Consider the following 14,610-nt stretch of genomic DNA (forward strand, 5'->3'; position numbering starts at 1 on the left):
ACCTGCAACTGCTACCGGTTGGCCCACACGTTCAGGCGTGACGGATCACTGAGTCGGCAGGGCTCTTCGCTCGAGATACTGTCAATGATAATGTTATTCAATCACAACAGCTATTGACACACCAACGAAAGGCCTGGTTATGGCCGATTCCTCGTCACCAAAACCGCTGGTCTACGTCAGCGTTGACGAGGAGCACGTCGCTTCTATCAGCGACGCGCTGGGTGCTCGCGGTGACTTCGAAGTTTGTCCTGCTCGGGCCGTCTCTGGGGCGCTCGAGCAACTAGAAACGGAGCCGACGCCAGTTTGTGTTCTCAGCGACACCAGGTTTTCAGACGGTGACTGGCGCGAGTTGCTCGAGGCGGTCCGAGGGGCGTATCCGACACTTCCATTTATTTTATATCCGAAACCAAACGACGAGGTACAGTTCGAGGTTGCCTTCGATGCGGGTGTGACGGGCTATCTCCAACAGGGGACGGGGAGAGCACACATCACCGATCTCTGTGGGGCGATACAGGCGGCGATCAACACCGATCGGACGAGGGAGTCACTCACCGAGCGGCAAAAGGAGTTACGGACGATTCAAGAGATTACGACGATACTGGAGTCCGGAGAATGGTCACTCCGGGCGATGCTCTACTCTATCGTCCAGGTTATTCCGGAGGGGTTTCAACACCCTGATCGAACACATGCGCGACTCGCCGTCGATGACGCAATTGCCGAAACTGACGGATTCACTCATGGTGAGACAGCTGCCACAGTACGGACGACGACAACTAACAGGAACATTGTTCTCACCGTTTCCGTCGAATCGAGCCCCGACGATACCGAGCCAATTATTTTTCCCGAAGAACACGAGTTTCTCGAGACGATCGTAACGCTGTTGTCCGGGGACATAGAGCGGCGGACCTATGTCGAACGGCTCGAGGAGACTGAGAACCGATTCAACCAGATCACCGAGAATATCTCCGAGGTCGTCTGGATAACCGATCCCGACCAGTCGGAAATGATCTACGTCAACCCGGCTTACGAAGACGTTTGGAAACGGTCTCTCGAATCACTGTACGATGATCCAACCTCGTTTCTCGAGAGCGTCCACCCGGACGACCGAGAGCGCGTCGAACGCGCTGTGTTCGAAGAGCAGTCACGGGGCACCTACGACCTGGAGTACCGAATCGTCCTCCCGAGTGGCGAACTGCGCTGGATCCACGATCGTGGCGTTCCCGTCGAAAGCGGTGACGGGTCCGTGTATCGGATTGTCGGCCTCTCTGAAGATGTTACCGACCGAAAAGAACGTGAACAGCAACTGACAGTGTTGGATCGAGTGCTTCGCCACAACTTGCGAAATGACATGAACGTCATCATCGGTAACGCCGAAGAAATCATCCGAAACGGGGAATCGGCGAGTGCTGCACACGGCCAAACGATCATTGCGGTTGCCGAGGAGTTGCTCGACCTGGCGAACAAACAGCGCAAACTGTCCCGGTTGCTCATCGCGCCCCGAGACCCGAAGAGCCAGGATATCGTCGACCTCATCGAGGGTGTTTGTGACCCGATCGAAGCGGCGACACCGACGGCATCTATCGAGATTTCTACCAGTGTTGCCGGGAAGGAGGTAATCCGAACCACACCACATCTCTATATCGCCCTCAGGGAACTGGTCGAGAACGCCATCGAACACGGTGGTAACGGCGTGTCGGCGGTGGCGATTGACGCGACAGTAACTGACTCCGGCGTCGAGATTTGTGTCAGTGACAACGGTTCGGGGATTCCCCTCGAGGAGCAGGCCGTCCTCGAGAGCGGTGAGAGCCAACTGATTCACGGGAGCGGGTTGGGCCTGTGGCTCGTTCACTGGGTCGTGACCCAAGCCGGTGGCTCGGTGTCGTTCGAACCAAACGAGGAAGAGGGAACCACGGTCACGCTGTGGCTTCCACACGTCCCGGAAGCCGCCTGATTGGGTTTGCCGGAAGCGATATCCGGCTTTCGATGCTCGAAAGATCGTCGGTCGCCCGACGAGGATTTCTCGAGGTCAGGACTCGAACCCCGGAAAGCGAACCGACGCCGTCTGTGGGTCACTCTCGAGATACGCATCGCGAGAGACGGTGTAGCGGTAGACATCCGCAGGCTCATCGCCGATACCGGCTCCATTTCGAACGAGGCCGTCACGACCACCGCCGTGACGTTCGGTGTAGCGTTCGATTGCCACGTTCGATTTCTCGTTTGCGACGTCGGCGGTGGCTGCGACTAACTCGAGGTCGAGTACCTCGAACGCGAGTTGCATGAACGCGGCCGCTCGCTCGCCGGAGTAGCCCCGGCCCCAGTAGCGTTTTCGTAACCAGCAGCCAAGCGTCATCGTCCTGGCCTCCCAGTCGACGCCAAACCCGGCACCGCCGGCGATTTCACCGGCTCCGGCTTCGCCCTCGCGCGGATAGATGAGGTACGACGTGCCCTCGTTCTCGTCTCGCTTGTCGCTCACGGCTTCGACGAACTCGAGCGTCTCTTTCGGCGATGCGTGTGGGTCCCAGGTGACGTACTGGGTCACTTCGTCGATGTCGGGGTCACTCGAACAGATGTCGTAAAACTCGAAGAGGGTGGCGGTCTCGAGACTGTCACGGTGGATCGCCTCGAGTCGTAACCGCTCGGTTTCGATCGTTCGGGGAAACAGTTCGACCATACCTCGAGTGCTCGAGCGAGCGTAAAAAGGGTATTTCCGGTTTGTCTCTCGTTATCACGGCCAGTTTCCAAGTTGCGTTTTTATCAGGCGTTTAATAGTGTCTAAATAGCAAATGGATATGGTATCAATAGTATTAACTTCGTTTCCGGTACCAAAACCTTCGGTGGCGTCTGCAATCCTCCGGAGGCCTACCGGTGTTCACTGCCCGGACAGTCGTTCGACTCGCTCGAGGGTATCCGGGTCGTCGCTATCTGAGCGGACCTCGATAAACCGTGGGAATCGCAATGCATAGCCTGAACTATACGTGGGCGAGGTCTGGATTTCCTCGTAGCCGACCTCGAAGACGACCGCTGGCTCGAGGTCGATGGTTTTCCCGGATTCGGACCGAACGTGTGGCTCGAGCAACTCGGTCAGTTCGACCAGTTGCTCGTCGGTGATCCCCGTCGCCACTTTGCCGATGGTCTCGTCGTCCTCACCGTCTCGCACCGACAGCAAGAACGTCCCAAAGTAGTTCGCTCGACGACCTTCACCCCACTCCGCGCCGGTGACGACACAGTCCAACGTTTCGACGTCCGGCTTGCGTTTGAGCCAGTGCTTTCCGCGCCTGCCGGGCGAATACGTCGACTTCGGGGCTTTGAGCATGATCCCTTCGTGCCCGGCAGCGAGTGCGTCGGCGTCGATCGCTTCGATTTTCTCGGGGTCGTCCGTGAGCCACTGTCCGGAGGTCGCTTCGCCCCCACCGCCCACACACGAGAGCACCTGCTCGAGGCGAGCGTGTCGTTCGGTCAGCGGTGTCTCGAGCAAGTCTTCGCCGTCGGCGTGGAGACAGTCGAAGAACTTCGGCCGAACCTCGATGGCCTCCCTGGTTTTTGCGACGTCGTGTTTCCGGCGAAACCGGCGCAAGACTGCCTGAAACGGGAGTGGATCGCCGTCGTCGTCGACCGCAACGACCTCGCCGTCGAGAATAACCGGTTCGGGGATCGTCGCGGCAAACTCGACTACCTCGGGGAGGGCGTCCGTCACGGGTTCCATATTCCGCGAGAAGATCCGTGTTTCGCCGTCCGGGTCGTGATGCAGTTGGATCCGTGCGCCATCGTACTTCCACTCGACGGCCGCCTTGTCCCATGCCTCGAGCGCCTCGCGTGCAGTTCCGGCCTGAGCGAGCATCGCCTGTACCGGACGGCCAACGGCGAGGGAGAGCGATTCGAGTCCGACCACGCCGTCGGTACGAGCGACGACGGCGACGTCTCCGTAATCGTTCGAGACCTGCAACGCCCGTTCGACGTCGTCGGCCGGTACCTCGAACGCGCTCGCGATGGCGTCTCGGACCGTCCCTTCACCGACGCCAATGCGCATCTCCGAGAGGACGAGTCGGGCGAGATACCGTGCCTCTTCCGGCGCACATCGGTTGAACAGCGAGAACAGCAAGTCGACTTTCGTGTCGTGGCTTCCGGACCCGTCCGCACTCGCCACGGCCTCGAGGGTTTCGTACACATCTGTAACGGTGAGGTCGTCGATACTCGAGGCCGCTCCGCCGCCGAAGGCCCCGAGTCCTCGCTGGGTCCCAAACTCGTAACTCGCCGCGACGGCGCCGATATCTCCGTGTTCGGCGACCGACGTTTCGACGTCGTCAGCACTCACGTTCTGACCCGCCGCTCGAGCGATGGCTTCGTAACACGTTCGCGGGCCGATATCGAGTTTGGTGCTGTCCCACGCGGGGAAAACGCGTCCCTGGACGAACCGGGCAACTCGCTCGAGGTCGGCGTCGCTCGCTGTTTCCTCGAAGAGGGTCGCGACGTGAGTGATGATCTCGAGGTCGGCTGTCTCGGCTTCGATGGTGGCGGCCTGGTCGGCGAACGCGGCGAACTGCATTGGCTGGCTGTAGGTGACGGACGTGGCTTAAACGGTTCGAGATGGGGAGCGTTCTGGGACTGTGGGTACTGTGTACCGGTCAACGACCGGCTCGGTCCGTCAGCGGTTACGGCTTATGCGTAAACAGGACCGGTTTCCCGTCTTCGACGGCCGTACAGATATCGAGAGGTATCGTCTGATTGAGACTCGTGTACTCGTCTTTGCAGACGACCATATCGTCGAACGGTTCGTCACAGGCGGGGCAGGTGAGTCCTACCGTGTTCTGGTACAGTTTGATCGACGGGTTCTCTTCACGAAGCGTGGCCGACGAGACGAATTTGTCGAACTGTTCCATATGCTACAGTGGGGGCAACTGGTGGTAAAGTGTTTCCCCGGGTCAGAACTCGAGAGAACGTTGGCGGGCCGTCACTATCATCCTCTATGCTCGCTCATTATGCAACCTCGGGAGCGGGCACAATTATTATGTGCGTAACCCCGAGTCTGTACCTATGGATACCACAATCCACGTTTTGCACGTGGATGATGAGCCCTCGTTGGCCGATCTGGCCGCCACCTTTCTCGAGCGCCACGATAGCCGGTTTTCGGTCCAGACGGCGACCAGCGTCGATGCGGGCCTCGAAGCACTCGAGGAGCACTCTTACGATTGCGTTATCTCCGATTACGATATGCCGGGATCGAACGGTATCGAGTTCCTGGAGACCGTTCGGGAACGATACGATGACATCCCCTTTATTCTGTTCACCGGGAAGGGGAGCGAAGAAGTCGCGAGTCAGGCGATTTCGGCCGGCGTTACCGATTATTTGCAAAAAGAATCCGGCACCGAACAGTACGAAGTGCTGGCAAATCGAATCGGGAACGTGGTCGATCAGTCCCGAACCGAACGCGAGCTCGTTCAACAACAGACCATCTTCGAGACGTTGATCGAAAACCTGCCGGTGGGCGTCCTCGTCGAAGACGAATCGCGGCAAGTCCTCGCCGCCAACTCCACGCTGACGAACATGTTTTCCGAAGACCTCGAGCCGGATTCGATGATTGGGAAGGACTGTGGTCGACTTTTACACGAGTTGAAAGACGTCTTTCACGACCCGGAGGAGTTCATCGACTCCATCGAGGACTGCCTCGAGTCCCGAACACCCAACGAAGGAGAGGAATTCGTCCTCGAAGATGGGCGGATTATCGAACGCGACTATATCCCGTACCAGCTGGCAGATGGGGAGGCAAACCTCTGGGTGTACGACGACGTTACCGAGGACCGCGAACAACAGAGACTGCTCACCGGCCTGTTCGAAGAATCCCTGGATGGAATCGGGATCAAGGAAGTCATTACGGACGACGACGGGAACCCGGTCGATTACCGGTATCTGCAACTGAACGAGAAGTTCGAGGAACTCACTGGTCTCGACGCCGACCAGGTCGAGGGTCGACGAGCAACCGAGGCGATAGACGGCATCGAGGAGACACCGTTCATCGAAATCTTCGGCGAAGTGGCTCTCGAGGGGACGACTGCCCAGTTCGAGCAGTACTCCGCGCCGCTGGATCGATATTACAAAATTTCGGCGTTCTCTCCACGACCTCGGCAGGTCATCACCATCTTTTCGGATATCACCGAACAGAAAGAACGAGAACGAGAACTCCAGCGGTTCAAATTCTTCATCGAACACACGCCGGACTTCATGGTCATCATGGACGAGGACCTCAGCGTTCGCTACCAGAGTCCTGCCTCGCCGATGTTGGACTTCACACCGTTGCACGTCGTCGGAGACAATCCACTCGAGCACATCCATCCGGACGACCGCGAACGGGTGCTGGAAAACATCCAGCGCCTCCTCGAGAACCCAGACACCGTCTCGAGTTCGGAGTACCGGGCCAAAGACGCCGATGGGAACTGGCGGTGGTTCGAAGACCGCGGACAGAACTACATCGGCACCGAACCGATCGACGGGTTGGCCATCTCAATCCGTGATATTACTGATCGAAAACGCCAGGAACAAGAGCTCAAACGACAGAACGACAGACTCGAAGAGTTCGCGAGTATCGTTTCACACGACCTCCGAAACCCGTTGAACATCGCCAAAGGCAACGTCGATCAGGCACGAACGGAGTGTGAAAGCGACTACCTCGAGGAAATCGAGTATGCCCACGACCGCATGGAAACGCTTATCGAGGACCTCCTGACGCTGGCCCGTAAAGGGGACGCGGTCAGTGATAAAGAGCCGGTTGATCTGGGCGAGTTGAGCGATAACTGCTGGCGAAACATCGAGTCCTCGGACGCGTCCCTGGTCGTCGAAAGTGAGAGTGTGATCCTCGCCGACAGGAGCCGGCTTCGACAGCTGCTGGAGAACCTGTTTCGAAACGCCGTCGAACACGGCCCCCCGACTGACGAGTCCGGGGCGGTCCTGGAATCTTTCGACGAACTCATCGTGTCGGTCGGCGACCTCGAGGACGGCTTTTTCGTCGAAGATACGGGGCAGGGAATTCCGGCTGAAAAACAGTCGGCGGTGTTCGAACCCGGCCATACGACAATTGAGGACGGAACCGGGCTGGGATTGCGTATCGTCCAACAGATCGTCGATGCTCACGGCTGGGAGATACGGCTCGCCGCGGGAGACGATGGCGGCGCCCGATTCGAAATCACCGGCGTCGACAGTGTGGAATCTGGGGAACGTTTCGACGACCAATAGGCAGCGTTCATTCGAGTGGGTGCTGACTCGAGACGTCGACTCGAGAACACTGAACCGAGAACTGAACTCGGGGACACCGGGAATCGTCCTCGTAGACGTGGAATCGGTAGGCGGTTTGGGTTCAGGTCCATGATAGCGCCTCACGCAAACGCCTCGAGTGACGGGTTTTAACCGCCTGGCCGCGCGAGTCGTCGCCATGGGAGCCGAGGAACTCACGTTACGTCTCGAGGACGTCCTCGCCGTCGACGCCGATGCCTTTCAGCGTCGGGCGATGGCGGAAGCCGACGACATCGTCGACGCAATCGAATCCGGTGCGTTCGATAACCACCAGGCAATCGTCGGTTTCGAGTACGAGTTTTACGCCGTCGACCGTGATACGGGTGCGCTACGACGGGTTCCTCGGCGTTTGCTCGAGTTGATGGGCTTCGAGAAGGAACTAGGATTACACAACGCGGAGATGACGACCAGTCCACAACCGCTCAATGCGGATGGGCTTCGGGCGCAGGAAGCAGAGATTTGTGCCAGACTCCGGGCCGCCCAGAGCGTCGCGAACGCTGAAGGGATGCAACTGGTCAGTGACGCCCTCTGGACCCTCCCGCCGGCCGGCGAGAGCGCTCGTGCGTATCTGACCGATAGCGTCGAGCGGACAATTGGCGAAGGCGGGGAAGGGAGTGACGAAACACCGCAAGAACGGACGGTAACGCTCGCCGCAAACATGAGTGACGCCGCCCGGTACCATGCCATGGCGAACACCGACCGGGCCGACGCGGCGGGAATGGTACTCGATTGCCCGAACGTGTCACTCGAGGCCCAGACGGTGATGCCGGAAAGCCTTATCACCTCGATTCAGCCACATTACCAGGTGCCTCACGCCCCCGATCTGCCGGCGTATTTCACCTACGCGCTTCGAATTGCCGGTCCATTGCTCGCCCTCGGGGTGAACGCGCCGTTCCTGCCGGCCGACCTCTACGACGACGAGGTAACTCCGGAAACGATCCTCGAGGACGCCTGGATGGAACACCGAATCAGCATCTTCGAGACGGTTCTCAACGACCCTTCCGCGGGGGCTGGCAAAGTTCGGTTCCCGCGTGATATCGACAGCGTTGGCGATGCAGTCGCCCGAATCGCCAGCGACGATACCATCGTTCCGATGCCGGTCGAAACTGGACACCGATTCGACGACGACTTCGCTCACTTCAGACGCAAACACGGTACCTACTGGCGATGGGTCAGACCGGTGTTCGACGGGGCTTCGCGCTCGGCGGCCAACGCCCGTATCGAGTTCCGTCCGATTCCTGCTCAGCCCACCGTCCGAGACTCGGTTGCCTTCCTGGCCACCTTTGCGGGGCTCCTCGAGAGTTTGACTCGACTCGAACATCCGGTCCGTGAACTCGACTGGGCCGTCGCCCGGGAGAACTTCTATGCCGCCATGCGCGACGGACTCGAGGCAGAAATTCACTGGATCACGAACGACGGGCAGGAGACGACCGATATCGACGCACTCTACGAGGACCTGTTCGCCCATGCCGAGGAAGGTCTCTCGAGTCAGGGGCTTTCCGAGGACGAAATCGCAGCCTACCTGTATCCGCTGCGCCGACGTGTTCGTCAGCGCCAGACGCCAGCGGCCTGGAAACACGACCGCGTCGCGGAGGAAATCGAGAACGGCCAACCGTTCGATTCAGCCCTCGAGTCGATGCAACGGGCGTACATCGAGCGCCAGCGAGAGACCCTGTTCGGGGGGAGCTTTTCGGAGTGGAAGGGCGAGTGAACACACAGGTACCGGCCGCAACAGATTAAGTACCCCCGACGATAGGTGCACATATGGTCACGTTTTGCTCCGGAGGGACCGGCACACCGAAGCTCCTCGACGGTGCGGGGGCGGTGTTTTCGCCGGAGGAAATAACGGTCGTTGCAAACACCGGGGACGACATCGAACTCGGTGGTCTTTTCGTCTCTCCTGACGTCGACACGCTGCTCTTTCAGGGCGGTGGCGTCCTCGACCGCGAGAAGTGGTGGGGAATCAGAGGCGACACCCATCGAACGAACACGGCGTTGCACGATATCGCCAAGGCAGCGGGCCTCGAGACCGGGCCACAGTACCTCCCGGAAGAGAAACAAACGGACGGGCGACGATTAGCTCGCTGGCGACGCTTTTCGGGCGTTGGCGAGTTCATGACGATCGGTGACCGTGACCGGGCGGTACATCTCACCAGGACCAGCCTGCTCGATCAGGGGCACACACTGACTGAGGTAACCGAGACGCTCGCTGACGCATTCGGTGTCAGTATCGAACTCCTTCCGATGAGCAATGACCCGGTAGCCAGCCTCATCCATACCGAAGACGGCCTGATGCATTTTCAGGAGTACTGGATCGCCAATCGTGGCGATCCAACGGTGACGAACGTCGAATTCCGCGGTTCGTCCGCCGCCAAGCCGGCTCCGGGCGTGCTCGAGGCGCTGTCGGAGACGGTTATCATCGGTCCGTCCAACCCGGTTACGAGCATCGGACCACTGCTCTCGCTTCCCGGTGTTGCGAAGGCATTGATGGAGACGACGGTGATTGCCGTCTCGCCGTTCGTCGGCTCGAAGGCGTTTTCGGGACCTGCAGGCGACCTCATGGCCGCCGTGGGGGCCCAACCGAGTACGGCGGGGCTGGCGACGGCCTATCCCTTCGCCGACGCGTTCGTCATCGACAGACAAGACGACACCACCTTCGACCGACCGACGATTCAGACCGACATCTCCCTCGATTCGAGAGAGGACGCCGCTCGCGTGATCAAAGCCATCGACGAGGCGCGGGCACTCGTCGCCTGACCCCAATGTTTTCACCACCACTCGCGCTCGCGAGCCTCAGCGGTCAGTCGGACGCCGACTGGGCTCGAGCGGGTGCCGACTGGGCCGGTTGTGCCGTTCTCGGCGGAATCGCCCTCGACCAGCCGTCCAGAGAAGCCGCCCGCGCACTGGTCGCCCGCGACCGGACGGAGTTCCTCCCGGATGACCCCTTTGCCTTCGTCGACGACCAGTTAGCCCGCCTCGAGGGGGTACCGATCCAGGCGGCGTTCAACGTCAGGAGCGCCAGCGTCGACCCTATCAGACGGGTCGCTCGAATTTGCCGTGACCGGAACGCACTGCTGGAGATCAACGCTCACTGTCGTCAGCCCGAACTGTGTGCGGCTGGCTGTGGCGAAACGTTGCTTGCCGACAGCGAGCGCCTCTGCAGATACGTCGAGGCAGCCGACACCACTGGCGTGACCGTCGGCGTAAAAGTCCGGGCCGAAGTCCCGGACGTCTCCCTGTCTTCGCTCTGTCCCAGACTCGAGGCCGCGGGCGCATCGTTCGTCCACGTCGACGCGATGGACTCCGAAGCCGTTATCGAAGAAATCGTCGACAGCTGCGAGCTGTTCGTCATCGCGAACAACGGCGTGCGAGACGGGGCGAGCGTTCGCACCTACCTCGAGTACGGAGCCGACGCCGTCAGCGTCGGTCGACCGAGCGATAATCCGGTCGTCCTCGAGCGCGTGGCTCGAGCGCTCGAGAGCGAGTTCGTGACAAGGTGGTAGGGAACGAAATCGCCAGTCAGAGCTGTCGATACGGGCCCAGGCGCGTCCCGTCGAGCAAATAGGCCTCCGTGTTCGCGAACCCCTCGGGAAAGAACGGGGCGAGAAACGACTGCCCCTCGAGATTCGTCCAGGTGCCGCCGACGAGGTCGTTGAACGCCGGGACGACGACGACCTCGGGCGGGTCGGTTTCACCGTCGAGCCACCCCATCCCCTGGTATTCTTTGCGTTTTCGAAAGGGACCCGGGTCGAGTTTCCCGCGGAGCCATACCCGTTCGATACGCGCGCCACCGACCTCGTCTTCGAGACGAACGCACGGGTGCTCGTGTCCGAGACAGACGGTGGCCGCCCCGAGAACTGATCGGTCGGGCCAGGTATGGCCGTGACAGCAGCCGAGTCCGTCGAGCCGGATCCCCGTTCCGTCGGTGATCTGGATGTGGGTGCCACCGATCCGTCGCTCGAGTTCGCCGTTTTCGCTCTTCTCAGCCTCGACATCACCCTCGAGCCATCGCTCGATGGCACCGTCGTGGTTGCCTCGTACCAACGTCACCTCGACGCCACGGGGGAGCGATTCGAACAGCACCTCGAGTTCACCCCGCTCGGCCCCGCCCGGGTCGCCGATCGAGTGCATGAGGTCTCCAAGGACAATGAGGCGGTCGACCCCGGTTCGTTCGAGCAACGAACACAATCGCTCTCGTCGGTTTATGGCCCGGCTCGGCACCTCGACACCACGCTCCTGACGCAAGCCAACCTCGTATCCTGCGTGGTAATCAGCGATAACGAGCGCTCGCTCTGCCTCGAGTGTTACCACGGCTGCCGGTTCGTCGGGAATCGGCTCGAGGGTGGCCATCGCGGTTAGATGGCTTTCAGCGTCTCGTCTCCTGGTTCGTAACACTGGCCGCCCATGAGCGCATCCTGAATCGCCTCCTCGACGGCATCGGCGTCGGCACCCGCTTCCTCGACGACAGCGTCGATAACTGCCTGGCGATCCGCACCGTCGCCGTCGTCCAGGTCACGCATGGTTTCGACGGCCAGTGACTCGAGGTCGACGTCTGCGGTCGTTTCCTCGGCCTCCTCAGCTTCGGCCGCTTCGTCGTCGATATCCGTTGGCTCGTCGTCGGCCGCTCCGGTTGCCTCTTCTTCGGCCGCCTCTTCAGTCGTGTCGCTCGCTTCGTCCTCGATGGCCGTCTCCGTCTCGGGCACGTCGATATCGGCTTCGCCCGGCTCTTCGACTTCGTCACCGGTGGCGAAGTCGGTGCCAAACTCGGCCTCGAGTTCGGCCCGCTCTTCGTCGTCCATCTCGTACATTCCGGCGGCAACGTCTTCGGAATCCTCCGTCGCTGGTGCGTCCGCTGCACCCTCGGTATCGGCCCCACCGGCGTCGAAGTCACCGAGGGTATCGTCGCTGTCGGTGTCCGTCACGTCGTCCACCGGGTCGTCGCCTGGGGCATCGAAATCGCCGAGATCGTCGGTCGATTCAGGCGTTTCCGTTGTCGCCGTCTCCGCCGAACTCGAGGGTCTGTCCTCGGTATCCTCGGCCAGCGGTTCGGTGTCCTCAGCCGACGGTTCGCTGTCATCCGTCGTCGTAGCGACCGGTTCCTCGAGTTCCGCTTCGGCTTCAGCCGTCGCCTGGGAGGCTGTCGATGGGGCCTCGGTCGACGTCTCTGCCACCCCCATCGTGTCCCCTGTCGATACCGCATCGGCCGGAGCCTCGAGCGACCCATCCACCTCGAGGTCCAGGTCGACCAGTTCGGCAGCGAGCGATGCAAGCGACGGAGCGGTTTCGCTCGAGCCGTTCGGTCGCCGGCCGAGTCCTCGAACTTCATCACGCTCGCCAGCAACGACTCGCGCGCTATCTAGCGCGAGATCGCGGATGCTCTCCAGATACGCGGCGGTGGTTCCGTAATGCTCGAGGGCCAGTGGAATACCTGTGGCCAACCCGCGTTCGACACCGGCCTCGAGTAAGGCTTCCTCGAGTGCGTCGTCATCGAGTGTTGGGGCGATATCGGCTGCCGCCGCCATCGTCCCGGCACGCTCGAGGGTCTGTTCGGCCGCCGAGACGACCCAGCGCTCTCGCGTGTCTGCATCGACCAGGGCGAGGCTTTCGGGTCGTATCGAGGTGTAGACGACCTCAGAATCCTCGGGCTGGTAGGTTCGGGCTTTCCCCGTCACGGCGACGAACGCGGGCGGGTCGGTTCGCTCGAGGAACGCAAGCGCCTCCGGCTGATACTGGCCAGCGTACACGACAAATGCGCCCGTCGGGTCGACGATGCGGGCTCGAAGCATCTCCTCGTTGACCGACGTCACTTCGGTCAGCGCACCGACGACGAACACACGGTTGAGTCTGGCCCCAGTCGGCGTAATCACGTAGTTCGGTGCCCGTTCTTCGTCGCTTTCGGAGTACGAGAGGGTTGCGTCGTCAAATTCGGCTGCAAACAGCCGATAGGCGACCTCTCGTCCCGGGATTTCCTCCTCTGCGCTCATGCTTCTACCTCCTGGCCCTCGAATGTCCCAAGCAGTTCCCTCGCGCGGTCTGCAGGCGAGTCATCACTCTCCTCGAAGTGACTCGCATCGAGGTTCGCGCCGTACTCGTCGATCGAGAGGTGGCCACGGACGCGATACTCGGTGCCGACGATTCGCGAACGAATCGTATCGGCCACCGCTTCCTGATCCATGGCGTCTCGAGCCTCCTCTTTGGCGTCTTCGACGTCGCCGCCGTACACCGCCTCGGTGAGTTCGTCGTCGAGAATCGCGGTCACGGCTCCGGTTCCGTCGTCGAGGATGGCTTTCACTCGGAGGTCGTCGATGCCGTCGACAGAACCGTGCGTTCGACACTGGCCTTTCTGGATCACGCGGTTACACTCCGGACAGCGCTGAATCAAACCGGAGCCGTCTCTGACCGCAAGCAGATTTCCGACGAGTTCGACGTCGTACATCCCGCCGCTCGCGATGGCGTCGCCGATGCCGAGCCTCGGTGCGTCAGTGCCGACGTCGATACTCCGTTCGAGAGTCGTCACCGTCGAGAATTCGGAGACGTTCACTTCGGGGACGCCACGGAATTCTCGCACGTAGGCGTTCTCGATACGAACCGAAGTACCCGCCTCGATTTCGGGGGCCGGATCCCAGTTCGTAAACGGCAGACGGCCACTCTCGTCGCCGAACACGCCGCTGAGAATCGTCGTCTCGCCATCACGGCCGTCGATCGTTCGTTCCTCACACTCGAGAACTTGGACCTCGACGGCTTTCGCCCGGTCACCCGTCCGGAGACTCGCAAGATCGGCTTCCCCGCCGACTTCGTAGGGAATATCGAGTGTTTCCTCGAGTTTCGACAACGAGGTGCTCTCCCCGAGGTTGAGTTCGGGTTGCCCGTCCCACTCGCGGACGCCGGCGTTGCCCGCCGTGATCGTATCGCCGGGGACCAGTCCAAAGTCTTCCCAGGCGGTAAAGTCGATAACGCCGGTGTCGTCGGCGAGTTCGCCCTCGACGATTTCCTGGTCTGATCCCTGGTAACGAATCGAACGCTTGCCAGCCGTCAGGACGCGAGCGGTCACCGTCACCGAGCCGTCATCGGGCGTAATGTCGGCGATGTCCCTCGCTTTGGGGGCGCCGCCACCACCGCCGCTCGAGCCGTCGCCGTACTTACGCCGAAGACTCTGTGTCGCTTCATCGAGTGGGACGGAGTACTCGAGTAAATTCTCCAGGTCTGCTTTGACCTCCTCTTTGTCAACACCGAGATCGGAGGCAAGATCCTCGGCATGGGTATCGATATCCATCACTGGCCCTTCGTCCGGATGGGTAAAAAACGTTCGCGCAACGGAGGATTCTTTGG

The 14,610-nt window shown here is 60.8% G+C and carries 11 protein-coding genes; 5 read left to right on the plus strand and 6 right to left on the minus strand.

The window, feature by feature from the left end:
* Window positions 1-139: 139 nt before the first annotated feature.
* Window positions 140-1,951, plus strand: coding sequence for an ATP-binding protein (locus tag NLK60_RS01740; protein ID WP_254809181.1), 1,812 nt, complete (start codon window positions 140-142; stop codon window positions 1,949-1,951).
* A 75-nt stretch (window positions 1,952-2,026) separates the two neighbouring features.
* Here the strand turns inward: NLK60_RS01740 and NLK60_RS01745 are convergent, their stop codons facing one another.
* The 3 genes from NLK60_RS01745 to NLK60_RS01755 all read right to left on the minus strand — a co-directional run bounded on the left by NLK60_RS01745 (window position 2,027) and on the right by NLK60_RS01755 (window position 4,877).
* Window positions 2,027-2,671, minus strand: coding sequence for a GNAT family N-acetyltransferase (locus NLK60_RS01745; RefSeq protein ID WP_254809182.1), 645 nt, complete (start codon window positions 2,669-2,671; stop codon window positions 2,027-2,029).
* Window positions 2,672-2,869: 198 nt separating this feature from the next.
* Window positions 2,870-4,543, minus strand: a complete 1,674-nt coding sequence (gene ligA / locus NLK60_RS01750) for an ATP-dependent DNA ligase LigA (protein ID WP_254809183.1) — start codon at window positions 4,541-4,543, stop codon at window positions 2,870-2,872.
* A gap of 106 nt (window positions 4,544-4,649) precedes the next feature.
* Window positions 4,650-4,877 carry a DUF7385 family protein gene (locus tag NLK60_RS01755; protein ID WP_254809184.1) on the minus strand — a complete coding sequence of 76 codons (228 nt, stop codon included), beginning with the start codon at window positions 4,875-4,877 and terminating at the stop codon, window positions 4,650-4,652.
* A gap of 154 nt (window positions 4,878-5,031) precedes the next feature.
* On the opposite strand from NLK60_RS01755, the gene NLK60_RS01760 reads away from it, so the two are divergent.
* From NLK60_RS01760 to NLK60_RS01775, 4 genes are all read left to right on the plus strand, one after another.
* Entirely contained in the window at window positions 5,032-7,224 is a 2,193-nt protein-coding gene (locus NLK60_RS01760) for a PAS domain S-box protein (RefSeq protein WP_254809185.1), read from the plus strand.
* 196 nt (window positions 7,225-7,420) lie between these two features.
* The gene (locus NLK60_RS01765) at window positions 7,421-8,992 is read left to right on the plus strand and encodes a glutamate-cysteine ligase family protein (protein WP_254809186.1); all 1,572 of its coding nucleotides are present in this window, start codon (window positions 7,421-7,423) and stop codon (window positions 8,990-8,992) included.
* Window positions 8,993-9,045: 53 nt separating this feature from the next.
* Window positions 9,046-10,038 (plus strand): 2-phospho-L-lactate transferase, encoded by a 993-nt coding sequence (gene cofD / locus NLK60_RS01770; RefSeq protein ID WP_254809187.1) that lies wholly within the window; start codon window positions 9,046-9,048, stop codon window positions 10,036-10,038.
* Between the two features lie 5 nt (window positions 10,039-10,043).
* Window positions 10,044-10,784: a tRNA-dihydrouridine synthase gene (locus NLK60_RS01775; protein WP_254809188.1), complete on the plus strand. Its 741-nt coding sequence runs from the start codon at window positions 10,044-10,046 to the stop codon at window positions 10,782-10,784.
* 16 nt (window positions 10,785-10,800) lie between these two features.
* Here the strand turns inward: NLK60_RS01775 and NLK60_RS01780 are convergent, their stop codons facing one another.
* The 3 genes from NLK60_RS01780 to NLK60_RS01790 are packed head-to-tail and all read right to left on the minus strand — an operon-like array spanning window position 10,801 to window position 14,554.
* Window positions 10,801-11,631, minus strand: a complete 831-nt coding sequence (locus NLK60_RS01780; protein WP_254809189.1) for a metallophosphoesterase — start codon at window positions 11,629-11,631, stop codon at window positions 10,801-10,803.
* 5 nt (window positions 11,632-11,636) lie between these two features.
* Window positions 11,637-13,265, minus strand: coding sequence for an RPA family protein (locus NLK60_RS01785; protein WP_254809190.1), 1,629 nt, complete (start codon window positions 13,263-13,265; stop codon window positions 11,637-11,639).
* A complete protein-coding gene (locus NLK60_RS01790; RefSeq protein ID WP_254809191.1) occupies window positions 13,262-14,554 on the minus strand; it encodes a Single-stranded DNA binding protein in 1,293 nt (430 codons plus the stop codon). The genes NLK60_RS01785 and NLK60_RS01790 overlap by 4 nt, the downstream gene beginning before the upstream one ends.
* Window positions 14,555-14,610 lie beyond the last annotated feature (56 nt).

It is taken from the genome of Natronosalvus amylolyticus (assembly GCF_024298845.1).
Lineage (GTDB): Archaea > Halobacteriota > Halobacteria > Halobacteriales > Natrialbaceae > Natronosalvus > Natronosalvus amylolyticus.

Coding starts and splice junctions, on each gene's coding strand:
- NLK60_RS01775 (WP_254809188.1), top strand. CDS start 10,044: ATGTTTTCACCACCACTCGCGCTCGCGAGCCTCAGCGGTCAGTCGGAC.
- ligA (WP_254809183.1), bottom strand. CDS start 4,543: ATGCAGTTCGCCGCGTTCGCCGACCAGGCCGCCACCATCGAAGCCGAG.
- NLK60_RS01785 (WP_254809190.1), bottom strand. CDS start 13,265: ATGAGCGCAGAGGAGGAAATCCCGGGACGAGAGGTCGCCTATCGGCTG.
- NLK60_RS01740 (WP_254809181.1), top strand. CDS start 140: ATGGCCGATTCCTCGTCACCAAAACCGCTGGTCTACGTCAGCGTTGAC.
- cofD (WP_254809187.1), top strand. CDS start 9,046: ATGGTCACGTTTTGCTCCGGAGGGACCGGCACACCGAAGCTCCTCGAC.
- NLK60_RS01790 (WP_254809191.1), bottom strand. CDS start 14,554: ATGGATATCGATACCCATGCCGAGGATCTTGCCTCCGATCTCGGTGTT.
- NLK60_RS01755 (WP_254809184.1), bottom strand. CDS start 4,877: ATGGAACAGTTCGACAAATTCGTCTCGTCGGCCACGCTTCGTGAAGAG.
- NLK60_RS01745 (WP_254809182.1), bottom strand. CDS start 2,671: ATGGTCGAACTGTTTCCCCGAACGATCGAAACCGAGCGGTTACGACTC.
- NLK60_RS01765 (WP_254809186.1), top strand. CDS start 7,421: ATGGGAGCCGAGGAACTCACGTTACGTCTCGAGGACGTCCTCGCCGTC.
- NLK60_RS01780 (WP_254809189.1), bottom strand. CDS start 11,631: ATGGCCACCCTCGAGCCGATTCCCGACGAACCGGCAGCCGTGGTAACA.
- NLK60_RS01760 (WP_254809185.1), top strand. CDS start 5,032: ATGGATACCACAATCCACGTTTTGCACGTGGATGATGAGCCCTCGTTG.